This is a genomic window from Mycobacterium terramassiliense (genome assembly GCF_900157385.1).
Classification (GTDB): domain Bacteria; phylum Actinomycetota; class Actinomycetes; order Mycobacteriales; family Mycobacteriaceae; genus Mycobacterium; species Mycobacterium terramassiliense.
On sequence record NZ_LT717701.1, the window covers coordinates 1,219,637 to 1,244,140 of the forward strand.

A 24,504-nucleotide genomic window follows, 5' to 3' on the forward strand; every position below is an offset into this window, starting at 1 on the left:
TCGTGAACGCCTCGCCCCGATGTCAATGGACAGCTGTAACTGCCCATGGGCGGACATGAGAACTGCTCGTAGGTGGCCAATAAGAACTGCCCAGTGGCGGACACGAATCTGCCCATGAGGGTGTGTCCGCCACCGGTCGTTCGCTGGTGTCAGGTCAGGGGTTTGACTCCTTTCCCGTGCAGGGCTTGGGCCAGGCGCACGGAGTCGCCGCTGGTTTGGCATAGGTGCGCGTGGTGCAGGAGCCGGTCGACGGTGGCGGTGGCCAACGTCTTGGGCATGAGCTCATCGAAGCCACTGGGATGCAGATTCGACGAGATCGCCACCGATCTGCGTTCGTAGGCCGCTTCGACGATGCGGTAAAGCCCCTCAGCGGCATCAGCACCGACCGGAAGAAGTCCCACGTCATCAATGACGACGAGCTCCGCGCGCACGATCTTGGCCACCGCCTTGCCCAGGGAATCGTCAGCACGGTGCGCACGCACCAGCACCCCGATCTGCTCGAGGGTGAACCACGCCACCGGCATACCGGCTTCGATAACTTTTTGCCCGAGCGCTTCCAAGAAGAACGTCTTGCCGGTGCCGGCAGGCCCGCAGACCACCAGGTTCTCGCGGCGACCCACCCATTCCAATGTCTGTAGCGCCTGTTGGGTGGGTAACGGGATTGACGAGGCGCCCGGATCCCAGGCGTCGAAAGTCTTCCCGGTCGGGAATCCGGCGGCTTTGCGGCGGGCGGCCAGCATGGAGCGGGCGCGTCCGGCGGCTTCTTCGGTCAGCAGTGCTTTGATGACCTCGGTGGGATCCCAGCGCTGCGCGCGGGCAGTGGCCAGCACATCGGCGGCGATCGCTCGTGCGTGCGGCAATCGCAACCCACGCATCAAGGTTTCGACGTCGGCGGGCAGCGCCGCGGTAGTAGTAGTGGTGGTGGTCATGCGATGCCTGCCTCGGGGGCATCAATGATGGTGCGGCCGAACAGGTTCCACCCGCTGGTGCCTTGCGCCAGCGAGGTGTCCTCGCCGGCGCCACGTCGGGTGGGATCCAACCCCTTGCTGGCAAGGATGGAGTCGAGATCGCCGGTGGCGAACCGGCCGTGCACGGCGGCATGACCCAAGGCCCAGTCGACATCAGCGCAGCCGGCCAGTGCTGAGAGTTCGACGGCGTGGGCCATTTTCTGCAGAATCCGTTCAGTGCCGACGGCGGCGGCTTCTTTGAGCCATACCGCTGCACCGGGACCCAAGGCCAGGAATGTCTGTTCGGAGACGGTGCGGGCATGGACGCGATAATCACCGGGAACCTTGTCACGGTGGTCGGGGAAATGATCATCGTTGATTGCGGGGCTGCCCGGGGCAGCGCGGCGGTGCCGGGCCACCTCGATGGGGCCGCCGTCATCGAGGGCGCAGATCACCACTTCGTCGGCGCTGTCGTGATGTCGGATCCACACCGTGTGGCCCAATAGTGTTGCTGGAACTGAGTATTGGCAGTGGTCGAAGGTGACCATCGGGGTGTTGTCCGGGACCCGACGGGTCACCCCCAATGCGGCGGTGTGGGGCAGGTCGGGCACCGCGTGCAGGGCGGGGCGTTCCTGGGTGAGCATCTCGACGGGGCGTCGACCCGTGGTGCGGTGGACCCGGGCGTTGATCTCGGCGTTGAACTCAGCGCACGCGGCTTCGACGTCGGCGAAGGTGTCGTACTGGGGCAGCAGGTTGGTCTCGGTGGGCACGATATCTGCTTTGGCGAGTTTGACGGCGTTCTCCACCCCACCTTTGGAAGCGGGGTCGGCGGGTTCGCAGGTCAGCACTGAGATGCCGTAGTAGCGGCCGAAGGTGACCGCGGCGCGGTTGCGGACCGGCACCCCGGCGACGTGTCCGGTGGTGACCGTCTTCTCGTTGTCGGTCAGCAGGTAGGTCGGGGCGCCACCTACAATGCGGAAAATCCGGTCCAGGCCGGCGAAGACACTGGGAGCGGTGCGGTCCCGCAGAGCCACGACGACGCGGTATCGGCTCCACGCCAGCCACGCCACCAGCAGGACAATTTTGCGGCCGGCCACAAGCGGGCCGTCGGCGAAGTCGTACTGCAGCCACAGCCCAGGTTCGGTGATCCACGGCCGGTGCACCCGCGTATTGCCCAGTCGCCATTGCGCTTTGATCTCCGCCAGGGCTCGTCGGGTGGTGCGGTCGGTGCCGCTGTATCCGAGCGCGACGAGTTTGTCGTGGGCTTTGTCGCCGCGGATCTTGCCTTTCGAATCCGCGACCCAGCCCTCCAGGACGTCGCGCCAATCGTCGATCATCCGGGCCCGCCGCGTGGCTGGCGGCAAGCCGGCGTCGCGGTCTTCAACCGCTTTCTTCACGGTGTGATGCGAGCACCCACACAGCTCAGCGGCAGCCCGGTAGGACCCGGTCAGGTCGTAGGCATTGAGTATTTCCATGAGTTCTCCGTCAGACTTCAAGTAGGTCTCTCCTGGGGTTGTCGTTTCGACTAGGCATCGACATCGAAACCGCAGGAGAGGCCGCCACAGCGCTGGCGCGCCGAGCAGCATCAGGTAGGTCTGGGCAGATTCATGGCCGCCTGCGGGCACTTTCGTGTCCGCCGGTGGGCAGAACTTATTGGCCGCGAATGGGCATTTCCATGTCCGCCAGTGGGCATTTTTTCATGTCCGCCGACACCCCGACCAGGCAGCAACTCGAGCGCGGTCTCTCCGCTGTAGAGGACAAAGGCACTCCAGAACACTAATCGACGAATGCGTTCCGGAACGGCCTCTGCCACCTTGCTGATGATTGTGCCTGCGTAACCGTGACCAACTAGAACGAAATCCGTCAGGTTCTTGTCGAGGATGAAGTTCACGACCGATTGAGTCGATTGGGCGTGGGTAACATTCTTTGGGACGTTCTTGCCGTGCCCGGCTACCGTTGGAGCGAAGGCGGTGTGGCCCAGTTGCTCTAAGTGTCGGACAATCGGCCGCCAGGCCGACCCGTCGTGACAACCGCCGTGCACCAAGACAAATGTATGCGTGTCGGACATGGCTGGTGGAACGCCTTTCCAGGTCGATTATTTGGTCAGGATCCTCGCGTCCAACGGGAGCGTGATGCACCCTCGCCCTCGAACGACCCCGACGTTGACTCACTAAGCGCCCAAGTCGGGATATCTCCACCACAACTGTCAGTCAGACACCGCGTAATCGCTTGTATATTTGCGCACAGAAGTTGGACAGATGCGGTCGTGCATTCCTGTGACTGAGGCCGGTGGCCGACCTCGGCTGACCTCGTCATCCGTGCCGATCCAGGTGCAATGGCTTGCCGCCATGAGGCGTGGTTTGTCGCTTGGCGGCGCCTTGGTTGTCGGATGGCGAACAGAGTTTGACTAGGTGCGCAAGGCCCCGGTTCGACGCCCAAGCTCTCTATTCCTCTCGGATACAGTCGCTTTCGTAATCGGCTACGGGCTGTCCGAATGACGGCACTGGTATGAGACTCGCTGGATGTCCTTCGGCCGACCAATACGGCCCATCACCTAGGGCCCTAGGAGTAACCAACGGGACGAATCGGTGAACAGTCACAAGGAGGTATCTCAGTGGACCATGTGCTTGATCCCGAACTTGCTGCGGTAGCGCGCGGCCTGCCGAAGATGGACCTTTCCGACCTTGCCTCGGCACGCGAGACTGAGCAGCTGCTGGTCATGCAGCTGCCGAAGTACGACGAGCGGATTGCGCTGACTGTCCAGGACGTCGTTGTCAGCGCCGGGCAACATGGCGCGGACGTAGCGGTGCGGGTCTATGCGCCGGCCGAGCGCCCGACTCTTGCACCTGCGCTGCTGTACCTGCATGGCGGGGCCTATGTGATGGGCGGTCTGGCGATGTCCGATTTCACCGCACGGCTGCTCGTCGAACGCGCCCACATCACCGTAGTGGCGGTGGACTACCGGCTGGCCCCAGAGCATCCCTATCCGGCGGGTTTGGAGGATAGCTACGCGGCCCTGCGATGGGCTGTCGACAATGGCGCGGCATTTGGCATCGACCCCACCCGCCTCGGAGTGTTAGGTGAGAGCGCCGGTGGTGGCCTGGCTGCGGCGCTCGCGTTGCTCACGCGCGACCGCCGTGGCCCCCGTCTGGCCGCGCAGTTTCTCGACGCCCCGACGGTTGATGATCGCCTGGACACTCCATCGATGGCGATGCTCGTCGACACGCCCATGTGGCAGGCCGTCAACTCTCCATATAGTTGGGGTTACTACCTGGAGGGCACTGCAGAGCCCGGCAGCGTCGACGTCCCGATCTATGCCGCCCCCGCCCGCGCCGCGGTGGCGGATCTAGCCGGACTACCGCCCGCGTTCGTGACGGCCTATCAGATCGATCCGACGCGGGATGAGGGTCTTGACTACGCGCACAAGCTCATTCAGGCAGGAGTGCCCACCGAGGTCCACCACTATGCCGGGGCGTTCCACTTGTCCCACGTCATTCCGGGGACGGCCATCGCTGGCCGAATGATGGCGGACCGCATCGAGGCGATCCGCCGGCTGCTGCCTGCGTAAACGTTGCGTGGCGCGCTGTACGCGTCCCTGCGACCACGCCATCATGGCGCGCCCCGGCGCACCCGTCATCGCCGAGCCGGTGTCGGTTCGGGTAACCGGTTAGGCAACGGTGTAGATCTCTCGCGAACGCCGAGAGCGACGGTATCCGCGGCTTCCTCGACGAAGCAACACAGCGGAGGCGCGGCCCGGCAGTCGTAAAGCGGCTGTGAGGAATGCCACTTCCTTCTGCCTGGAGTGAACCTTCATAGCGCTGGCCTCGTTTTCGCGGCAGGAACATCGTCAGCGGGACACGGGTGTCCGCGGTCGCGCGTTGGCGCAAAGAGATTGGTTCGGTGCAGCATGTAGTTCGGTAGTCCGAGCGCGCGGAAGATGCGATTGCACACGGCGTTAAGCTGCGGCGATCGTGCGGTCGGCTTTCCGTTAGCGCCGCAAGCAGCAGGATGATCTGATAGCGAAGGGGTTAACATTGGATGCGTCCGCTTGGTCAGTCGCGGGGTTATGCGGATCATGCGAAGGCTTCGCGGCCGCCAAGCGACACACGCTGTCAGCGAACGCCCTCTAGCCGACGACCTGAGCGCGCAGAAGCACCAAACGCCGAATAGGTTTGGGTCGTGGATATCTGGAGGTTGGCTCGTGACTTGTTGTGATTCCCGGGGCACGGAGCGGCTGGAAGCGTTCAATGAGTTCATTTCGAAGCGATTGGCTCCGATGCAGCTGTCGACCTCGCATTCGGAGAACTTCCGCGCCGGGGGGCGTGCCGCCGATCTCGGCGTCGTGCAATTGACCCACCTTTGGGCTCATAATGCGTTCGTCGCCCGGCGCACTAGAAAGCTCGTCTCCAGCGGCCCGGACCACCTGAAGGTCATGGTTCAGCTGCACGGCAGCTGCTGCATTTCGCAACAAGGTGGTTACGAGGCCGTTTTGGCGCCGGGTGACTTCGTTCTATATGACACGAGCCGTCCGTACCAGATCGTGAGCAATGGGTCGTCACGGATGCAGGCCGTGACATTTTCGCGCGACGCGTTACAGCTAGCCCCATCACAATTGGAGCGCGTTGCAAGTCAGCCGATCAGTGGCCGCCGCGGCTTGGGATTGGTGGTGGCACAGTATCTTTCCAATATCACCCGACAGATCGATGCCGGTGGCCGTTCTTTCTCCTGCCATCTGGCCGATGCCACGTTGGATTTGCTCGCTGCGTTGTTCACCGAGCGGCTGGACAGTAGCGGCGGAGCCAACATCAACGACGGGAAAATTGGATTGCTGTTACGTGTTCGAGCCTACATCGAGCATCGGCTCGGCGATCCGCGCCTTGACGTCGCGGAGATCGCGACGGCGCATCATATTTCGATACGTGCCTTGCAGAAGCTGTTCGAAAGTGACGGGCAAACGGTGACTGGTTGGATACGTACGCGGCGAATCGAGCACTGCCGCAGGGACCTTGCGAACGCTTCGCTTGCAGGCCAGTCGGTGGGCGCGATCGCCAGCAAATGGGGCCTGGTGGACCCGGCACACTTCTCACGACTGTTCAAGTCAACCTACGGTCTACCTCCGCGGGACTACCGAGCCAAAGCACTGGGCCGCATGTCGCCGGGGCTCGTGCCGGGGGAGCGCACCCAGCTGCAGCAGAATTGTGGGCCCTGATCTGGCGGCAGGTCTCCTCGAACAGCTGAACGTGGTTGGCAGGAACTGCGCGTGCCTAACCCAGCGTCCGTGAAGGGCACGCGAGCGGGCCTCGACGTGAAGCCTTTTGGCATCCCCGGCGTACCGCTTCAGGACGACACGTCGGTAAGCCATCGCCATCCGAAATCGCTCCCGATGTAGGCGACCTAGTCAGGGGCAATCGAAGACCGCCGAAACGACGGCGCCTCTCAATGCCAGCGCGCTCTTAATGCCGGCAACGAAAATCAGCTCGGCTCACAAGTTCAGGTTGCTGCCGTGCAGTCAATTCCGTCGTGCGGCAGCGTTGGTCATGCCGTCGAGTAGTGCTATCAGTATTCGGGTGACGCGGGGCTCGATCTCCACGACGGCGTGTGCCAATCGGGGGTCGCTGCGGTAGAGCCCGGCAACTTCGGGGCCTGGGGTGGCGACGTGCCAGAACGTGCCGGCCAGGCTCGTCGCGGTGGCAATGATGTCCGCTGCGTCCTGCTCATTCAGCGACGGCGACACCGAGCGGATGGCCGTCGCCAGACGGTCAACCTCGGCCAGGGCGATCAGCTTGTATTCGCGCAAAGTGCCGAGGGAGACGTTGCGTTCAAGGTGCAGGGGCGTTTGGGCTAGCAGGTCGCAGAAGAATCCGCGCGATGCCAGCGTCCTCGCGATGGTCGCGGCGACCTCTCCGGTCTGCGGTTGCCTGAGCATGTGAAGCTCGTGACATAGGGCGGCTGACCACTCCTGCCACGCATCGGCGGTGAGACGCAAAAAGATCTCCTCTCGCGTCTCGTAGTAACGCAGCATTGCCGATTTATGCATCCCTACCGCGTCGGCGATGTCGGTCAGAGTCACTTTGCTGATGCCGTTGTCGGTGCCCAGTGATCGCGCTGCATGCAAGATGGCTCTCTGTCGCTGTTGTTTTGCCTGTGAAGAGCGGGCTCGCTGAAACGCGTGGTCGGCCACCAGCGCATCATAACGCAACGGAGTTGCGGTATTTACGCAACAGTGTTTCACTATGGAAATGCAGAAAACGTGGTTCGTCACCGGCTCGTCCCGCGGCTTTGGACGCGCCGTCGTCCGGGCTGCTCTGGGCAACGGCAACAGCGTCGCGGCCACGGCTCGGCGCCCTGAGCGGCTCGACGATCTGGTCGCCGAGTTCGGCGATCGGATATACCCAATCGGGCTGGACGTCGCCGACCCCGATGCGGTGCAGGACTCTGTCAGCGAGGCCTGGCAACGGTTCGGCCGGCTGGACGTGGTTGTCAACAACGCCGGCTATGCCAATGTGGCGCCCATCGAGACCGGGGACGCCGCTGATTTCCGGGCGCAGTTCGAGACCAACTTTTGGGGCGTCTACCACGTTTCCAAGGCCGTGATCCCGCTACTGCGTAAGCAGGGCGGCGGTGTGATCATCCAGTTCTCGTCCATAGGCGGCCGTGTGGGCGGTACTCCAGGGATTGCGTCCTATCAGGCCGCCAAGTTCGCCATCGACGGGTTCAGCCGGGTATTGCGCGCTGAGACCGCCCCGTTTGGCATCAAGGTACTGGTGGTGGAGCCCAGCGGGTTCTCCACCGATTGGGCAGGCTCGTCGATGACCGTGCATGCAATTCCCGACATCTATTCCGACACCGTCGGCGTGATGAATACCGTTATGCGACAGCCAGATGCCGGCGCGGCCGGCGATCCCGAACGTGCGGCACAAATTCTGGTTCAGATAGCCGACCGGAAATCGCTTCCCGAGCACCTGCCGCTGGGCGTCAACGCCGCGGAGAGCGCTATCCAGGCAGACCTCCAACTGCTCCACGACGACTTGACCTGGCGGAGGGTCAGCCGGTCTGCCGACTACGCCGAACCCTATCCAGTGCAGTTTCCGGCAGACTGCGCCAGCAAGGTGGGGACTAGTTGATGCGCCACATTTCTCACGCGTGTTCGAGTTGACCCTATGGCCTACCGCCCGCCACGGCCGGGCCGGCGAGCGCTGCGGCGAGCGCGAGACGGCATCGGATGTCAGGAGATTAGCGGGCTCAAGGTGATCCCGGATTGAGCCTTGAGAACACCTTTGGCCAGCTTGCCCGCCTCGGACCGCGGAAGATTGTCGACGAATCGGACGGTCCTCGGCGCCTTGTAGGACGCGATTCGGTCCTTGACGAAGCCGATCAGCTCATCGGCGAGCTCGGCGGTGGGGGTTGTTCCTGCGGCCGGCTGGACGAACGCCGCCACCGATTCGCCCATCTCGGAATCCGGGATGCCGAGGACTGCGACATCGAAGACAGCGGGGTGCAACGCCAGGACGTTCTCGGTCTCCTGCGGGTAGATGTTGACCCCGCCGGAAATGATCATGAAGTCCTTGCGGTCAGTTAGGAAGAGATAGCCGTCATCGTCGACAAATCCGACATCACCTAAAGTCGTCCAATTCGGGTGCAACGGGTGTTGGGCGGCTCGGGTCTTGTCGGGATCGTTGTGATAGGTGAATATTTGACGGTCGCGCTCGAAGTAGATGTTACCGACCTTGCCCGCAGTGAGTTCGTTACCGTCGTCATCGCAAATGTGCAGCAACCCAATGACCGGCTTGCCGACGGTACCGGGCTTACGCAGCCACGTCGCGCTGTCGGTGACCGTAAAACCGTTGCCCTCGGTGGCACCGTAGTACTCGACTAAGATCGGACCCCACCAGTCGATCATCTGATTCTTTACCTCAATCGGACACGGGGCGGCCGCGTGAACCGCCATTGTCAGACAGGACGTGTCATAGCGCGCACGAATCTCGTTGGGCAGCTTGAGCATCCGCACAAACATGGTCGGCACGAACTGCGCGTGCGTAACGCGATGCTCCTCGATCGCACGCAAGCAGCCCTCCGCGTCGAACTTCTTGACGACAACGACCGTACCGCCGTAGGCCTGCACGCCGGTGCTCCACCGCAACGGTGCCGCGTGATACAGCGGAGCGGGGCTTAAATAGACAGTGTCCGGCCGGAGACCGAAGCGCCCGCCCAGCAGATCCAGCATCGGGTCGCCGCCCTCCCAGATCTGCCCAGCCGGCAACTGCGGTCGAACCCCTTTCGGCCGGCCGGTCGTTCCCGAGGAGTACAGCATCGCCGCGCCATGGGGCTGGTAGTCGAACGGAACTGCCGAGGCACCCGCCAGCGCCTCGGAGTAGCGCCGATAACCCGGAAGGTCATCGCCGAAGGCCAGCCTCAAACCCACATTGGGGGACGACTCAACCACGGCGGCGGCCAGGTCGGCCTTGGCTGAGCTGACCACCAGGGCCCGCGCACCGGAATCGTTCACAATGTAGGCGATCTCTTGAGGCGACAAGTGGTGATTGATCGCAGTGATGTAGAGCCCGGAACGCAGCGCAGCCCAGTACACCTCAAAGACCCGCAGATCATTGTCGCTCAGCAACGCGACGACATCGCCTGGGCGCAGACCAGCATCGTAGAGGACGTGAGCCAGCCGAACCGAGTCCTCTTCCAGCTGGCCGTAGGTGAGGACCTCACCGGTCTCGAAGAGAACCGCTGCAGGGCGGCCCGGCGAGGTCAAGGCATACTTACCGGGATACACGTCAAGGCGTCCTAGTCATTCCGTGGCTGAACATCAGCCGTTTCGGGGGTTTGACACCACTGTGGCTCGTACCATCGTCGCGATGCTTGTATGCGTACGCACCCTTGTTGAGTGGACGCGCACGACGGCTCAGCTTTACAACTGATACTGCCTTGCGTGACGACTACACAGTCATGGGAGGCAACGGCGATAGGGCTTCCGGATCACGGCATTGTTGACTAGCGCGCCGACAGCGTTGAAGCACGCCATGGTGGGATCACACCGCTGCATCTCACCCGATCCGGCCGAACTGCTGCACTTGGATTTCACGCCATGCTAGGCGGGTCACCGACCTGATCGATACACACACCGATGCGCGTCGCACGTCGAGCACTGCCGGACATGACGCACTATTTGCAGCCAGGTTCCCCAATTTCTACCCCATTCGGTGAGCCCCAACGGTGATGGCGTAGCAACAGCCATCGTCGGGGCGCCCGGCTTCGAGGCATGCGCCCAGACAGGGCGGCGGCGTACGCCATAACCCACTCGAAGCCACTAACCAGCCTGCGCAACCGCTAATGTTAGTGTTGTCAACATCGGGGAGAAGGGAGATCTGTTGGCCACTCCACGATCCGGTGCCGCGGTCGACGCGTACCACCACGGCAATTTGCGGCAGGCACTCCTCGAGCACGCTGTCGAACTCGCCAGGTCGGGTGGGCCAGACGCGGTCGTGCTGCGCGACGTCCAGCGCATGGCCGGCGTCAGTAACTCCGCGGCCTACCGGCACTACGCCGACCGCGACGCACTGCTAGCCGCAGTCACCGAGTATGCAGAAACGCGCCTCGCCGACGCGATGGTCGCACGGCTCAACGCCTTGCCTCGCCGAGGATCCACCGCCAAACGGGCGCTCGCCCGTCTTCGTGCCACCGGGCAGGGCTACATCGACTTCGCGCTCGCCGAACCGGGGCTTTTCCGAACGGTTTTCACACACAGGCGCCCCGCGCGCGGCGGCCATTCGCGCCAGCCCGACGACTCGGGCGCCGTGCGAGAGCGCCATACATTTCAGGTCCTGGTTCGCTGCGTTGACGACCTCGTAGACGCAGGCGTGGTCTCCCCCGACCGGCGCGACGGCCTCGATGAAGCCGCCTGGGCTGCGGTGCACGGTCTGTCAGTCTTGTTCATCGACGGCCCGCTGAGTGCAGTCGAGACCGGCCGCAAGCAGCTGATCATCGACCGGATGCTCGATCTAATCAGCGACGGCTTGCGCTGAGTCCGCTCAAATGTTGACAGCACTAACATAGCCTGTCATGCTTCAAATGTTAGTGCTGTAAACATTGTTTTCCCTGTCAACATTAAGGCGGTAGTCCGGTGACCATCGAAACTCCCAAGCGTCTCGCCCGAGGCGCGCATACCACTCCGCCGCGCCGGCGCCCCGCGCTCATCCTGGCCGTCGTACTTGTGGCTGCACTGGCCATAAATGTGGAAGCCACGATCGTGAACGTGGCTCTGCCGACGCTGAATTGGGCCCTTGGGGCGTCGACGCGCGGCCTGCAGTGGATCGTGGACGCCTACAACCTGGCGTTCGCCGCCCTGGTGCTGGCGGGTGGCACCGTCGGCGACAAGTTCGGACGACGCGGCGCGCTGATCGCCGGGTTGGCACTCTTCGCAGCCAGTAGCGTCGGGGCGGCGCTGTGCACTTCCACCGGAACGCTGATCGGGATGCGCCTAGTGATGGGCATCTCGGCGGCGCTGATCTACCCGACCACACTTGCGATCATCACTGACACCTTCCGCGATCCCAAGCAGCGGGCCGCTGCGATCGGCGCGTGGGGCGCGGTCACGGGCCTCGGGGTGGCCATCGGCCCCATCCTCGGAGGCGCACTGCTGGAGAAATACTGGTTGGGCAGCCTGTTCTTGGCGCTCGCACCGATTGCGCTCGCCGCCGTGCTCGGCGCGGTGCTGTTCGTGCCGACCTCGATCCCGGAGGCGGGCGCCCGGTTGGACCGGGGGGGTCTGCTGTTGTCGATCGTGACGCTCGGAGCGTTGGTGTATACCCTCATCGAGGCGCCCGACCGTGGCTGGACGGCGAACCGGACACTGCTAGGTTTCGGCGTGGCGGCAGCAGCCATGGCCGCATTCGTCTGGTGGGAACGCCGCCGCGCCGAGCCGCTGATCGACGTCAATCTGTTCACAAACCTGCGTTTCAGCGCGGCCAGCGGCGCCGTGACGGTCGCCTTCTTCGCCCTGTTCGGTTTCATCTTTCTGATCACCCAATTTTTCCAGCTACTGCAGCGCTTCGGGCCCCTTGACACCGGTGTGCGCATCCTGCCTGTCGCCTTATCGATCGCCGTCGGATCCGTCCTAGGCACACGGCTCGCGGTGACCCGGATCGGCACCAAGGCGATCGTGTTCACCGGCCTGCTATTGCTCACTACGGCGTTCGCGTGGGTGGCCACCATCACCGTCGACGTGCCTTACCTGCATGTCGCTGCGGCAATGGTGCTGCTCGGCGGCGGACTCGGTCTGACGACTGCCCCGGCTACCGACTCGATTATGGGTGTGGTCCGGCCCGAACAGGCAGGAGCAGGTTCAGCGGTTAACGATGCAACGCGCCAGATCGGCGGCACGCTCGGCGTAGCAGTGATCGGCAGCATCTTCTCTACTCTCTACGTCCGACACCTGTCCGACAGCGAGGTCCTACACTCTGCACCGGAAGCCGCGAAGATCACAGCGCGCCAAGGGCTGGCCCAAGGCCTGCAGGTCGCCGTCCAGTCCCCGCCATCGGTCGCCGCAGCAATCCGAGACACGGTCAGTGACGCGTTCATGTCCGGTCTACACGGTGGCTGCCTAACGGCCGCCGCCGTCTGCCTGGTCGGTGCATTCTTCGTCCTAGCCGCCCTGCCCGCCCATCCCGCCAAAGCGATTCCGGCATTGAGGAACGCAGGTCACATGAAAGGGGCCGACAGAGATGCACCCCGCTGACGCCAATCCCGACAATGCGACTCTGTTTGGCGCCGGCGAGTTCTTCCGGCGCGACAACTACGCGCCGGTCGTCGACGAACTCACTGCCTTCGACCTACCAGTTGAGGGGGCGATCCCTGCGGAACTGAATGGCTGGTACCTGCGCAACGGCCCCAACCCGCGGCAGTCCAGTGGGCACTGGTTCACCGGTGACGGCATGATCCACGGCGTTCGACTGGAAGGTGGACGAGCGGCCTGGTACCGCAATCGGTGGATACGCACCGACAGCTTTGAGGAGTACTTCCCGCTCTACAATGCCGACGGCACCCGCGATCTGCGCTCCAGTGTTGCCAACACCCACGTGGTCAACCACGCCGGCAAGACCCTCGCGCTCGTGGAGGCATCGCTGCCCTACCAGGTCACCAACGACCTTGAGACGATCGGGGCCTACGACTTCGGCGGCAAGCTTGTCGACTCGATGACGGCACACCCAAAGATCTGTCCGACGACGGGCGAGTTGCACTTCTTCGGCTATGGCAATCTCTTCGAGCCGCATGTCACCTACCACCGAGCGGATGCTAGCGGTGAGCTGGTCGTCAACCGCCCACTCGACGTTAAAGCCTTGACAATGATGCACGACTTCGCGCTGACCGCCGAGCACGTCATCTTTATGGATTTGCCGCTTGTCTTCGACGTGAATGTCGCGATGGAGGGCGCTTCTTTGCCCTTTCGATGGAACGATGCATATGGTGCGCGACTCGGTGTCCTTCGCCGCGACGATCCGTTCGGCCAGGTGCGATGGTTCGACATCGATCCGTGCTATGTGTTTCACGTAGCCAACGCGTACGACTCGACCACTCCCGACGGCACTGAGGTCATTGTTTTGCACGCCGTTCGTTATCCGGAGTTGTGGCGGGAAAACGGCGATCTGGACGCCGCGGGCGTGATGTGGAACTGGACAATCGATCTCACCGCCGGCCGGGTCGCCGAACGGCAGATCGACAGCCGGCCGGTCGAATTCCCGCGCATCGACGACAGGTTGGTCGGCTTGCCCGCCAGATACGCAGTCTCGGTTGCCGACAAGCACCTGGTGCGGTTCGACTTCGCCTCAGGCGAAGTCGAACCGCACCGTTTCGGTACTGCATCCGCTCCGGGTATCCCAGGCGAGGCAGTATTTGTTCCATCGGCGAGTGGTCCAGCCGACGAGTTGGGCGGCTGGTACGTCGGCTACGTCTATGATCCGGTCCGCGACGGAAGCGATTTGGTGATTCTCGATGCATCCGACTTCGGGGGTGAGCCGGTAGCCAAAATTGTTCTGCCGCAGCGGGTCCCATATGGATTCCACGGAAATTGGATCACCGACTGCATCGATGGGTAGGCGACCCCTTACGGTCCTTGACTATCCGATCACGCCCGCCATCCGGCATTTCTCGGACAGCTCCTTGGACGCTACTGGGTACGTCCGTACACATGGTGACCAAGTTCAGCACGCTGCCCCGGGGCGTGATCACTCCGACTCCCGACCCTGCGCCCAAATGTACTTTCGGGCCCGGGCGTCCGTATTCAGCCGGACCCGAAGTTCGGGGCACCCGGCTTCGAGGTGGAAACGGTATCCGGATCGAGGCCGGCCGCGACGATGCTGTCACGCATTTAACTGCTGTGAACCCCGGTGAAAGGCACCGTTAGACGATGTGGCGGGCAGTCGATTCAACGATTTTGTTCCGATATGCGTTAACGGTTGGTGTTGCTGCTACATCCGCGAGGGCGATCTGTCCAGCAGACCTAGCCACCGGTGAGCTCGGCAGAGGGATGGCTACCAGCAGCGGGCACCTCACAGTTGTGAGAATCTGTTTAGCTCCTATGCGAAGCACCGCCTAACTCCAGTAGCCGTGGGTAGCCGGTTCGCCCCGGAAATGCGTGATTCGCACGAATGCAAATTGCTTGCGCACCCGTACAAGCGATCGGGCGCGGTCTGCCTCACAGTGGTGATCAGGCAGAACAGATTCACAACACACCGTGCCTCTCCGGCAAAGCGAAACACGTCGCAAACAGTCACCTGGGCGACGGACTCGGTGGCCCGGCCGGACATGGCGACGACTACTCGCAGCAAGGAACGGATCAATGAATAACCACGGCTACGGCGTCGTCATGGCCGACTACGTTGTGGTCGGTGCTGGATCGGCCGGCTCGGTCATCGCCGAACGACTCAGCGCCGACCCAGGCAATCGGGTGGTCGTGCTCGAAGCCGGTGAAAAAGACAACGACAGGCGCATCCGCATGCCCGCCACTTGGATCCAGTTGTTCCGCAGCGAAGTCGACTGGGATTTCGTGACCGAACCGCAGCCGGCGCTCAACTGCCGACGTATCCACTGTCCACGCGGCAAGACGCTGGGCGGTTCCTCGTCGACCAACGCCATGATGTGGGTGCGCGGATTCGCCGCCGACTACGATGAGTGGGCGCAGTGCGCCGGCGAGCAATGGTCGTTCACCAGCATTGTCGAATATTTCCGCCGCATCGAAAAGGTCGAAGGAGCGTGCGAACCAGACGAAGGCATCGACGGCCCGCTGCACATCTCCCAGCAACGCAGCCCTCATCGCCTAACGGCGGCGTGGCTGCAAGCGGTTCAACAGTCCGGCTATTGCCTAGAACGCCCAAATCGCCCCCAGCCGAACGGCTTCAGTCAAGCAGTCGTTACTCAGCGCCGGGGCCGGCGATGGAGCACCGCCGACGCGTACCTGCGGCCCGCTCTGCGGCGTAGCAACCTCACGGTGATCACCAACGCCACCGCCACCCGAGTACGCTTCGCCGACAAGCAGGCGATCGGCGTGGAATGCGAAATCGACGGGAGAGTCCAGTTCGTTCGCGCCGGCCGCGAGGTCATCCTGTCTGCGGGCGTGATCAATTCACCCCAGCTGCTTATGCTTTCTGGCATTGGCCACCACAACGAAATGGCTCGGCATGGCATTGACACCATCTACCACGCTCCTCAGGTGGGGCAAAACCTGCGCGATCACCTCATGGCGATGCTCGGCTTCGATGTAGACGCCAACACCTTGTATGGAGCCGGAAAACCCTTTCAGATCGCCAATTATTTGGTTCGGCGTCGCGGCATGCTCACCTCTCCGGCCGCCGAAGCCTACGGATTTGTCCGCAGCAACCCCCGAATGGCTTTACCCGATTTGGAGCTGTTTTTTGGCCCCGGTCCCTTCTTCGACGCGGGACTGGGCGAGCCGTACGGACATGCAGTCACCCTGGGATCGATCCTAATCAAGCCGCACAGCACCGGACGCATCATGCTGCGCTCGCCCAACCCGAAAGCCAAACCCCTCATCGACCCTCGGTACCTGTCCGACAGCGGCGGAAGGGATCGGGCCGCGATCATGGAAGGATTACGGATCTGCGCAAAGGTCGCCACGGCACCGGCATTGAGTAGCCTGCTTGGCAGGATCGCCCGCCCCCGCGGCGCCGTCGATGCCAGCGAAGCTAATCTCGAACGGGCGCTCAATGACGAAGCGCATAGTCTCTACCACCCGGTTGGCACCTGCCGCATGGGCAGCGATCCCGATAGTGTCGTCACCCCCGAGCTCGTGGTTCGTGGGGTGCGGGGACTTCGCGTCGCAGATGCCTCCATCATGCCCAGCATCATCCGCGGCCACACCCACGCGCCGAGCGTCCTCATAGGTGCCAAGGCCGCAGACCTCATCGTTGAGGCAAACCGCGCACCGAGGCGGGCGATCTCGCACCTCGACTAAGAGGAGGCGGAGGTGACGACCGGCAACCGATGCAGCACGTTCACATAGCACCGGCAACGTATTTCACGAGGCCAACATTCGAAAAGCGCGATCCGACTGCGGATCCGATTATCTCGAAGGGAGCATCCGGTGAATGGCCCATGCATCGGGGACGTATTGCAGGAGTTAGTGTTTAGCCACCACGGAACCATCGAAGAACTCATCGACAAATACTTTGCCGATGATTACGTACATCGTTTCAACGGCACAGTACACACTCGCGCCGAGTTCGCTGCCATGGCGAAGGCCGCACGTGCGCAGATCGTGAAAGGAACCGTTACTACGCTCGAGGAGTTTTGCGCCGGCGATTGTTATGCCGAACGCCATCTGCTCGATGTCACCAGCACGGATGGATCGACCGAGCGGACCGAAGTGTATGTCATCGGCCGGTATTCTGACGACGGCCGCTTTGCGCGAATTAACGAGGCTGCTGTCAGGCTTTCGTCGTCATGACCCGTCTCAGCAGCTCACCGCGGCCCGAATTGCCCGGCGATGTAGCACAATTCATGTCGCGTTTGCCGTCTGACCCGCTTCTGGCGACGCTCAGTTACTCTCCGGCCACGGTGGAGTTATTTGTTCGGCAAGGATTGGCTCAATCCACCGGTCTCCAGTTATCAGACCGGCTACGTGAGGTGGTGATCCTTACGGTCGCTGCCAGTTGCGACTGTGAGTACATCGCTGCCCAACACGAGCCGATGGCGGCCGCCGCTGGTCTATCTCGTATCGAGTGCGCCGCAATCGCCAGGAACGATTTCGTGGGTGGTGATCTTCCCCCGATCGACCGAATGGTGGCGGAGTTTGTCACCGCGGTGATTACCACGCCGCGAGTGGCGGACCGACTTTTTGATCAGGCCCATGCCGTTCTCAGTGATCGGGAGATCGTCGAGGTGCTTCAGATCTGTGGGTACTACTGGTGCCTAGCCCGGGTAGCGACGGTCCTCGATATCACGTCGACCACCATCCACGGTCAGATGCCAAGTCTGGGCGACAGCTGACTTGGCCCAACGCGCCGTGCACACGAACGGTCGTCAGTTTGTTGCGGCAAACGTGCACGCTCAGCTAGTACTTAACTGCTCCGCCATGCCGGAGACTCAAGGCAGAGAGCAGAATTACCGGCTCTCAGGGCAAGGTTGACCGGGCTGCCCGACGACATCGCATTATCGGGCTGGTGCGTCCGTCAATAGTCGGTGAGAATGGCCGTAATCCGCTCTATCTGATAAAGCGGTCAGTTCGGCGCCCAGCGAGTCGCGCTTCCGATAGCGATGTATATCGCCAGACTGCAGCGTCTTTCGACTCGTCGTGGGTGCGCAGACTACGACGAGTGAGATTTCATATCCTATAAGTCAGAGGGCGAGCGCACCGCAATGTCGACGCCAAGTCAGAGCGTCACGCGCCGTATGTGTAGCGGCCCGCGCGCACGGTCGTCGGACCCATCTGGTTATGCTTCCGACTTTTGTCGGAAGCAAAACGAATGTTCACAGTGCAAACTCATAGATGTGGCTGATGAGATGTCCTTGACTGGAGCCGGAATCACACCGATTCCTGGAGTCGTCCTTACCTATCCGTTTGATCCCGAAATCGCCGCGGCGATACCGATGTTGCCCGAAATGCGTGAGATTGATTTGCCGACGCAGCGGCGCCGAACTGCAGAGATGTTCGCTCAACTCCCCAGCGCGGACACAACAGGCGTGACGGTAGAAGATCGGATGGTTCCGGGCGCAGTTGGTGACCCCGAGGTCGCGATCCGGATTTACCGGCCGGTGGGGGAGTGCTTCCCAGCGGCGATCTATGACGTCCACGGCGGGGGATTTGTGGTCGGTGACTTAGAGATGAATCACCGGGCCAATGTGGTGCTTGCGCGCGAGTTAAAGGTGGTGGTGGTGTCGGTGGATTATCGCTTGGCACCTGAGAATCCGTATCCCAAACCTCTTGAGGACGTCTATGCCGGGTTGGTGTGGGCGGCGACCCATAGTGATGAACTGGGTGTGGACGCGCGGCGGATCGTGATTCACGGTGCCAGCGCCGGCGGTGGACTGTGCGCTGGCTTGGCGTTGTTGGCCCGCGATCGCGGCGGCCCGGAGATTGCGTTTCAATTCTTGAATGTCCCTGAGCTTGATGATCGGCTGATGACGCAGAGCATGATCGCGTTCACTGAGACGCCCTTGTGGAATCGCCCGTTGGCGGTGAACAGCTGGGATCATTACCTTGGGGCCGGTCGCGCTGGCGGTCAGGATGTTCCGATCTACGCCGCGCCTGCGCGTGCGACAGACCTGACAGGTCTTCCGCCAGCGTACATCTCAGTCATGGAATTCGATCCGCTGCGAGACGAGGGCATTGCCTACGCGCAGGCTTTACTGGCTGCCGGCGTCAGTGTAGAGCTCCATCTATTCCCGGGAACGTTCCACGGGTCCGGCCTTGTTGAATACGCGGCGATATCCCAGCGTGAGAAAGCCGAATCGTTGGTCGTGCTAAGTCGCGCGCTGGGGCTGTAGCGAACCCGAGTGTGGAGTTGTAGTCCCCGGACACACTACATCGACGGGGCGTGACAGATGTTGTGCCCCAACAGGCCCAAGATACAACCGCTTCCCTCGCCTCGGGGCGATTCTTTGGGCACCCGCAAGTTATCGGGCGCAACTGTGGTTAGGGAACATATATTCAACTGCGGGTGGGCGTAGCCCGGATGCTCCCGCATCGGGGGTTGCGGCTTTCGTCGCGGCTTAGCTCAGCGGCAGCATGAGATCTTTCCATGATGTCGGTGTCCTCCCCTGGGCAACGTCAGCTTGGCGATAGAGGTGTCGGTCTGGGGCGAGATAGCTTCCAGTGCGCGGGTTGTAGCGAACTGCTGCAACCGCTCCGTGGTCGGGAACGCCGTTCTCGAATGCACTTGGCGCCGTAGCAGGTTGCCCTTCTTGCTGGCTGGGCGGAAATGGATTCGTCGTCGGCTCCGTGGTGGGCTGCGCTGGCCCCGCGGGCTCTTTTGGCGGAGGCCCGGGGGTCCCGTCGACCGGACCGTAGAGGTGATCGTCACTGTTTACTCGGGAATCCGGCGGGATGCCCTGACTGATCAAGTTCGGGTCAAGCGGGTAGGGCCCGGTCACATGCTGGCGCACCACTAGCGGAAGATACGGCTGGTCGCTTTTGCAGATTTCAACGGTGGGAGCGCGTTTGCCCGGTTTGTCCATGCATGGAGCGTTGCGTGCGCCGCGCACCGCGACGGGTGAATCCTGGGGCAGTTTGCAGTAGAGGCCGTCCGGAGTGTCGATGGTGGTGGTGTCTGCTGGTGTGCGCCATGAGGAGGGTGGTAGAAACCCGACGGTGCAGGGAGGTGGATCATTGATCTGGAGGGTGAAGCTACCGGGATTCATTCCGGTGCGATTGTTTTTCGGTAAGTTTGCCTGCCCACCTGCGATAGACCCCGGTAGCAGAACCAGCATCTGCTCAAGGCCAGGGTTGTAGGTCAAGGCGACCTGGCCCACGGTGGTGAGGTTGGCCAAGAGCACAGGCAGTGTGGGCTTGAGTTTTTCTAGAAGGTTTTCGACGTCCCGGGAGAAGCTCGGCGTCTTGTGAAGTATCGTCCGCAGCTGAGGGTCGTTGGTCGTGATTTGTTCGGTGATGCCGGCGAGACTGCGTGCCCACACTCTGATCTGGTCAGCGGTCGCTGCTTGGGAGTCAAGGAGTGGTCCGGCGTCGTCGATGAGGGTGTGAGTGTTGTCTGCGACGCTGCCGAGATCTCGGCTCAGGGTCGCGCCTGAGTCGAACAGGGAGCCGAGATCATAGCCGGCCCCGCCCAACCCGCGTGAGGATTCATCGATGAGGTCGTGGAGCTTGTCTTTGGGGATGCTGTCTAACAGCGCGCTGGTGCGATCCAGTACGGGCCCGATCGGTTGTGGAATCGTGGTGGCGCTTAAGGGAATGATCGAGCCATCGTGCAGATAGGGCGGCCGGTTGGCCCCAGGGTTGAGATCGACATACTGTTCGCCCACCGCGGAGATACTGCGCACGTCTGCCCGCAGCTGGCTAGGAATTCTCGGCGAGCTGTTCAAAGACAGTGTCGCCTCGACGCGGTTGCCGGGCTTGAGGGTTACCGCAGTGACCGTGCCGACCGTAACCCCGCGATACGTCACGTTCGCGAAGCGGTACAGCCCACCTGCGGCGCGAAGTTCCAGTGTGACGGTGATGCGACCGATTCCAAGAAACGTCGGGACTTGCAGGTATTTCGTGAACAGCACGGACATCCCCACGATTGACGCGGTCGCGAAGATGATCAACTGGATGCGGACGAATCGCGTGAGCATCAGCCACCGGATCCCGGTAGATCGGTCGGCGCGACAGGCCCCAGGCCGGGGTCAAGGGCGCCCTGGAGAGTGCCCGGCGTCGATGGTGGGGGCGGCGTGGCGTTCGGCGGCGCTAGCGGCGGCCCGGCGAATGGTGATGCCAGTGGGTCGTGACTGTAGTTCCAGAAATCTCCTGGGGCGGGGACCAGTTCGGCGCCCGGCTGGCCCCAACGGGTCCCAAGCATGAGGTTGCCTTTCAGCCGGGGAACGGTCAAGTCCATGGTGATGAAAAGGTTCATGTAGTCGCCTCGGATGGCTCGATCGATGAAGTTCTGCGTATAGGGCCAGGTCGTAATTTCCACAAGCGCGTCTGCGAGTTCGGGTCCTACGTCGGCGAGTGCCTGCACGGTGGGGGCGAGGTTTTGCAAGTTGGTAACCAGATCTGATCCAGAGTCAGCGACTAGCCGCGTCGCTAGCTTGCTGAACAGGCCGAGTTTGTCCAAAGCCGTTGTAAAGTTCGGCAGTTCACGGTTAAGGATGTCGAGCGCGGCGGGCACTTTGTTCAAGGCGCGGTCGATGATCTTGTTGTTGGCGGCCAGTGTCGCCGACAACCGGTTTAGCCCATTGAGCATGCTGACGGCTTTTCCGCGTTGGCGATCGAGGATGCCAAGAAAGTCGTCGAGCCGAGCCAGCATGTCACGGAATTGATCCTCGTGTCCGTTGAGGGCCGCGTTGAGGTTGTGAACGATATCGCCGAAATGCGCCACGCCGCCACCGTTGATCAACGATGACACCGATGCCAAGGTTTGTTCGGTGGATGGATAGATTGACGACCGGTTTAGCCCAATGGTGGCGCCGGGTTGCAGCCGTCCTTCGGGCCGCTGTTGGGCGGGTGGATCGAGGGCGAGGTGCATCGAGCCCAGTAGACTGGTCTGTCCGATGGTCGCCTCGGCGTTGGCGGGGACGATTGCGTCGGGTTTGATAGAGAATTCGACATCGGCGTGCCAGTCAGTAACCGTCATCTTGGTGATGCTGCCCACGACGACATCGCCGATCATGACTGGCGAGTTCGGTTCTAGCGTACCGACGTCGGGCAGTTCTGCGTGGTAAAGGGTCGATCCTGCACCGTGACCGACCGTGCCGGGTAGAGGCAGCGAGTTGAGCCCGCTGAATCCGCAGCCTGCGCTGCTCATAACGAGGATGCATCCGCACAGGGCGCCGACACGCTGTCGCATCACGTTGATCATTGCGGTGGTGTCCCCTCACCCGGTAGGGGTGCTGATGCGCGGTCGCCCGGTGGTGATATTGGCGCTGGTGGCGACGCGGCGTCTGCAGGTGATGGCGGCACCGCGGTGGGCAGTAACAAGCCGGGCAATCCAGTCGGGGCCGGCGAGATCGGAACAGGCGGGGCGGGAGCCGAACCAGTATCGACCGGTTGGTAGGCCGATACGGCAGGCGGGATTTCGGGTGGGCCAGGCTTGGGACCGCTGCCGCCGGGAGCCAGTTCGGGCTCGGTGTAGATCAGTTTGCTCGGATCGGGCGATCTGCTGAGGTACGGGTTGATCGGAAAGGGCAGGCTGTTGAAATTGAAGACGCTTAATGCGGGGCCCAGGTACTCCCCGCATAGCTTTGCGGTCTCTGTTGCGGTGATGTTTTCGATGCCAGCGAGGGCCCCGCAGATGAATTGGATTGGGCTAGAGACGTTATTGAATACGAACGTCCCTGGGATGGAACCGGTGTCGGGGTCGTATGCGCTGTAGGTGTTGGACACCGCCGTGGGAGCGATGTGCAGCACATTTTCCAGCGTGTCGCGCTGATCTGCCAGGGTCTGGGTGACGTTGGCCAGTCGCGCGACCTGCTCGGCGGTCTGGCTGCCTGTGTTCTTGACCAAGCGCTGAACGTCGCTGATGGCGATCGACAGGGTGCTCAGTGCGGCATCTAGATCCGAGCGGCCCTCGTCGAGCACGCTCGTGAGCGTGGCGAGTCGATCCCCGAATTGGACGATCTGTTCGTTGCTGTCGCGCAGTGCGGTGACAAATGTCTGTAGATTCTTGATGATATCGACGAGGTTGCCACTTCCGTCGGCCAGAATCCGGCCCACACCGGACAATTGCGCCAGAGTCTGGCGGAGCTTGTCGCCGTTGCCCCCCATCGCGTTAGCGGCGCTGTCGATGAAGTGGCCCGCAGATGTTGTCGATGTTGGGCTGGCAGGCCCCATTTCGGTAGCAAGCCGCATCAGTTGGTCTTTGACGTCGTCCCATTCGACCGGTACCGCGGTGCGTTGGAGGGGAATGACCCCACCGTCCTTCATAGCGGGCCCGCTACCAGGCTGGTAGGTCGGGGTTAGTTGGACATAGCGTGCTGCGACAAGGTTTTGGGCCACGATGACCGCCTTCGCGTCAGCGGGAATAGGCGCATCGCTGTCGACGGCCAGTATCATTTTGACACGGTCGCCATCTGGGTCGATGCCGGTGATGGTGCCGACCTTGATACCGGCCACTCGCACGTCGTCGCCGACGTAGATAGCGTTGGCGGCGCTGAAATACCCAGTGATGGTCAGAGGTCGAAAAAAGGTAGCCCGCACGATAACTGCGCTGGCTCCAAGCAACGAGCCGACCAGAACGGCCGCGATGGCAATCATCGCCGTCATGCGTGGCACGCGGCTGAGCCGGCTGAACAGAATGGATGCTCTCATCGTGGCGGTACCGGAATCTGGCGGTGGGGCCACGGGAACTCAGCGCGGGGTGCGGTGCGATCGGGCGCCTGCCCGGTGGCGTTGCCACGCCGGAATCCGAACGCGTAGTCCAGGAATGGCTGCAGAGTTAGCACGGCCAAGTTGGCGACGTAGGCCGTGGCGTAATGTCCGGTGGCGATGGTTTCTGCTTGCGTGATCTCGTATTTGTACACGCCGGGTAGGACTTTGGAGATGGTGTCGCGGTTTTTTTCTAGCATCGCGGTAACCGAGTTCAGTTTCTCCAGAGTGGGTTTCAGTTGGTTCTCGTTGTCGGCCACCAGACCTGAAAGCTGATGCGACACCGCCGATATCGAGACAAGCAGGTCGACAATGACGTGTCGGCGCTGTGCGAGAACATCGAGCAGGGCGTTGGCGTTGAGGATGAGTGAGTTGACCTTCTGGCTGCGCTCCGACAAGACACCAGTCACGTCGGCTGCGTGTTTGACCAAGTCGCGAAGGGACTCGTCACGGCTGTTCAACGACCGGGACAGTTGGGTCAGACCATCAAAGGTCGGGCCTAGCTGAGGCGCGATGTGGTCGATGGTCGCTGACAAAGTGTCCAACGACTGGTTCAGTGAGGCGGTGTTGATGCCCGCGACATCGGTGGTGAGATCGCCGATCGCGTCGGACAGCGAATACGGCGACGATGTGCGCGAAACCGGAATCGTTGTCAGCGGCGCCATGGTCCGGCTGCCGGCGGACTCTAACGTCAACATCCGTCGCCCAAGTAGAGAGCCGGTTCGGATGTGGGCGGTCGTCTCGTTTCCGAACTGCACCTTGCCGTCGACAGTGAAAGTGACCACGACCTTACCGCCGCGCAGCGCCACCTCGGAAATGTCGCCGACCTTGACCCCGGATACTTTGACGTCGTTGCCGACTTCTAGGCCGCCTGCCTCCGTGAAGACGGCCTGGTAACGCACCTTGGTGGCCCAGTTCACCAGCTGCACAGGCTGAAGGCCGACGGCAATGACCAAAACGATCAACGCGACGCCGATGAAGCCCGCTCGAAAAAGTTGCGGTGCACGGTATTTCAGCATT

The 24,504-nt window shown here is 62.2% G+C and carries 19 protein-coding genes; 10 read left to right on the forward strand and 9 right to left on the reverse strand.

From position 1 onward, the window contains the following. Positions 1 to 149 precede the first annotated feature (149 nt). The 3 genes from MTAB308_RS20515 to MTAB308_RS20525 all read right to left on the reverse strand — a co-directional run bounded on the left by MTAB308_RS20515 (position 150) and on the right by MTAB308_RS20525 (position 3,015). Positions 150 to 929 (reverse strand): ATP-binding protein, encoded by a 780-nt coding sequence (locus MTAB308_RS20515; protein WP_077096936.1) that lies wholly within the window; start codon positions 927 to 929, stop codon positions 150 to 152. Beyond that, positions 926 to 2,443 (reverse strand): IS21 family transposase, encoded by a 1,518-nt coding sequence (gene istA / locus MTAB308_RS20520; RefSeq protein ID WP_077096938.1) that lies wholly within the window; start codon positions 2,441 to 2,443, stop codon positions 926 to 928. The genes MTAB308_RS20515 and istA overlap by 4 nt, the downstream gene beginning before the upstream one ends. A gap of 89 nt (positions 2,444 to 2,532) precedes the next feature. Beyond that, positions 2,533 to 3,015: an alpha/beta fold hydrolase gene (locus MTAB308_RS20525; protein ID WP_077101639.1), complete on the reverse strand. Its 483-nt coding sequence runs from the start codon at positions 3,013 to 3,015 to the stop codon at positions 2,533 to 2,535. Between the two features lie 546 nt (positions 3,016 to 3,561). Between MTAB308_RS20525 and MTAB308_RS20530 the strand changes: the two genes are divergently transcribed. Further along, on the forward strand, positions 3,562 to 4,515 hold the full coding sequence (locus tag MTAB308_RS20530) for an alpha/beta hydrolase (protein ID WP_077101641.1): 954 nt from the start codon (positions 3,562 to 3,564) through the stop codon (positions 4,513 to 4,515). Between the two features lie 507 nt (positions 4,516 to 5,022). Beyond that, positions 5,023 to 6,156: an AraC-like ligand-binding domain-containing protein gene (locus tag MTAB308_RS20535; protein WP_281253144.1), complete on the forward strand. Its 1,134-nt coding sequence runs from the start codon at positions 5,023 to 5,025 to the stop codon at positions 6,154 to 6,156. A gap of 300 nt (positions 6,157 to 6,456) precedes the next feature. On the opposite strand, the gene MTAB308_RS20540 is transcribed toward MTAB308_RS20535, so the two are convergent. Continuing rightward, positions 6,457 to 7,128, reverse strand: a complete 672-nt coding sequence (locus MTAB308_RS20540) for a TetR/AcrR family transcriptional regulator (RefSeq protein WP_077101644.1) — start codon at positions 7,126 to 7,128, stop codon at positions 6,457 to 6,459. A gap of 58 nt (positions 7,129 to 7,186) precedes the next feature. Here MTAB308_RS20540 and MTAB308_RS20545 point away from each other — a divergent pair, with 58 nt between their 5' ends. Beyond that, complete coding sequence (locus tag MTAB308_RS20545) at positions 7,187 to 8,071, forward strand: SDR family NAD(P)-dependent oxidoreductase (protein ID WP_077104570.1); 885 nt, start codon at positions 7,187 to 7,189, stop codon at positions 8,069 to 8,071. 101 nt (positions 8,072 to 8,172) lie between these two features. Here the strand turns inward: MTAB308_RS20545 and MTAB308_RS20550 are convergent, their stop codons facing one another. Then, positions 8,173 to 9,726: an acyl-CoA synthetase gene (locus MTAB308_RS20550; RefSeq protein WP_077101646.1), complete on the reverse strand. Its 1,554-nt coding sequence runs from the start codon at positions 9,724 to 9,726 to the stop codon at positions 8,173 to 8,175. A 646-nt stretch (positions 9,727 to 10,372) separates the two neighbouring features. On the opposite strand from MTAB308_RS20550, the gene MTAB308_RS20555 reads away from it, so the two are divergent. From MTAB308_RS20555 to MTAB308_RS20585, 7 genes are all read left to right on the forward strand, one after another. After that, positions 10,373 to 10,975, forward strand: coding sequence for a TetR/AcrR family transcriptional regulator (locus MTAB308_RS20555; RefSeq protein WP_216823686.1), 603 nt, complete (start codon positions 10,373 to 10,375; stop codon positions 10,973 to 10,975). A 98-nt stretch (positions 10,976 to 11,073) separates the two neighbouring features. Next, positions 11,074 to 12,687 carry an MFS transporter gene (locus MTAB308_RS20560; protein ID WP_245831457.1) on the forward strand — a complete coding sequence of 538 codons (1,614 nt, stop codon included), beginning with the start codon at positions 11,074 to 11,076 and terminating at the stop codon, positions 12,685 to 12,687. Beyond that, the gene (locus tag MTAB308_RS20565; RefSeq protein ID WP_077101650.1) at positions 12,674 to 14,044 is read left to right on the forward strand and encodes a carotenoid oxygenase family protein; all 1,371 of its coding nucleotides are present in this window, start codon (positions 12,674 to 12,676) and stop codon (positions 14,042 to 14,044) included. The genes MTAB308_RS20560 and MTAB308_RS20565 overlap by 14 nt, the downstream gene beginning before the upstream one ends. Before the next feature lie 743 nt (positions 14,045 to 14,787). Next, on the forward strand, positions 14,788 to 16,419 hold the full coding sequence (locus tag MTAB308_RS20570) for a GMC family oxidoreductase (protein WP_077101652.1): 1,632 nt from the start codon (positions 14,788 to 14,790) through the stop codon (positions 16,417 to 16,419). Between the two features lie 156 nt (positions 16,420 to 16,575). Further along, complete coding sequence (locus tag MTAB308_RS20575) at positions 16,576 to 16,911, forward strand: nuclear transport factor 2 family protein (protein ID WP_157900989.1); 336 nt, start codon at positions 16,576 to 16,578, stop codon at positions 16,909 to 16,911. Next, a complete protein-coding gene (locus MTAB308_RS20580; protein ID WP_083746608.1) occupies positions 16,908 to 17,453 on the forward strand; it encodes a carboxymuconolactone decarboxylase family protein in 546 nt (181 codons plus the stop codon). Before MTAB308_RS20575 ends, MTAB308_RS20580 begins: the two co-directional genes overlap by 4 nt. Before the next feature lie 501 nt (positions 17,454 to 17,954). Then, positions 17,955 to 18,950, forward strand: coding sequence for an alpha/beta hydrolase (locus MTAB308_RS20585; protein WP_342744162.1), 996 nt, complete (start codon positions 17,955 to 17,957; stop codon positions 18,948 to 18,950). Positions 18,951 to 19,175: 225 nt separating this feature from the next. Here the strand turns inward: MTAB308_RS20585 and MTAB308_RS20590 are convergent, their stop codons facing one another. Genes MTAB308_RS20590 through MTAB308_RS20605 form a run of 4 tightly spaced genes read right to left on the reverse strand, consistent with a single transcriptional unit; the run spans position 19,176 to position 24,503 of the window. Then, entirely contained in the window at positions 19,176 to 20,753 is a 1,578-nt protein-coding gene (locus MTAB308_RS20590; RefSeq protein ID WP_077101658.1) for an MCE family protein, read from the reverse strand. After that, positions 20,753 to 21,979: an MCE family protein gene (locus tag MTAB308_RS20595; protein ID WP_083746609.1), complete on the reverse strand. Its 1,227-nt coding sequence runs from the start codon at positions 21,977 to 21,979 to the stop codon at positions 20,753 to 20,755. The genes MTAB308_RS20590 and MTAB308_RS20595 overlap by 1 nt, the downstream gene beginning before the upstream one ends. After that, complete coding sequence (locus MTAB308_RS20600; protein WP_077101660.1) at positions 21,976 to 23,382, reverse strand: MCE family protein; 1,407 nt, start codon at positions 23,380 to 23,382, stop codon at positions 21,976 to 21,978. The genes MTAB308_RS20595 and MTAB308_RS20600 overlap by 4 nt, the downstream gene beginning before the upstream one ends. 41 nt (positions 23,383 to 23,423) lie before the next feature. Beyond that, on the reverse strand, positions 23,424 to 24,503 hold the full coding sequence (locus tag MTAB308_RS20605) for an MCE family protein (RefSeq protein WP_077101662.1): 1,080 nt from the start codon (positions 24,501 to 24,503) through the stop codon (positions 23,424 to 23,426). Position 24,504: the final 1 nt, after the last annotated feature.

What these genes read in the sequence shown, in the direction of transcription:
- MTAB308_RS20515 (WP_077096936.1), bottom strand. Translation starts at nt 929, where the DNA reads ATGACCACCACCACTACTACTACCGCGGCGCTGCCCGCCGACGTCGAA.
- MTAB308_RS20525 (WP_077101639.1), bottom strand. Translation starts at nt 3,015, where the DNA reads ATGTCCGACACGCATACATTTGTCTTGGTGCACGGCGGTTGTCACGAC.
- MTAB308_RS20535 (WP_281253144.1), top strand. Translation starts at nt 5,023, where the DNA reads ATGCGAAGGCTTCGCGGCCGCCAAGCGACACACGCTGTCAGCGAACGC.
- MTAB308_RS20545 (WP_077104570.1), top strand. Translation starts at nt 7,187, where the DNA reads ATGCAGAAAACGTGGTTCGTCACCGGCTCGTCCCGCGGCTTTGGACGC.
- MTAB308_RS20565 (WP_077101650.1), top strand. Translation starts at nt 12,674, where the DNA reads ATGCACCCCGCTGACGCCAATCCCGACAATGCGACTCTGTTTGGCGCC.
- MTAB308_RS20570 (WP_077101652.1), top strand. Translation starts at nt 14,788, where the DNA reads ATGAATAACCACGGCTACGGCGTCGTCATGGCCGACTACGTTGTGGTC.
- MTAB308_RS20580 (WP_083746608.1), top strand. Translation starts at nt 16,908, where the DNA reads ATGACCCGTCTCAGCAGCTCACCGCGGCCCGAATTGCCCGGCGATGTA.
- MTAB308_RS20590 (WP_077101658.1), bottom strand. Translation starts at nt 20,753, where the DNA reads ATGCTCACGCGATTCGTCCGCATCCAGTTGATCATCTTCGCGACCGCG.
- MTAB308_RS20595 (WP_083746609.1), bottom strand. Translation starts at nt 21,979, where the DNA reads ATGATCAACGTGATGCGACAGCGTGTCGGCGCCCTGTGCGGATGCATC.
- MTAB308_RS20600 (WP_077101660.1), bottom strand. Translation starts at nt 23,382, where the DNA reads ATGACGGCGATGATTGCCATCGCGGCCGTTCTGGTCGGCTCGTTGCTT.
- MTAB308_RS20605 (WP_077101662.1), bottom strand. Translation starts at nt 24,503, where the DNA reads ATGCTGAAATACCGTGCACCGCAACTTTTTCGAGCGGGCTTCATCGGC.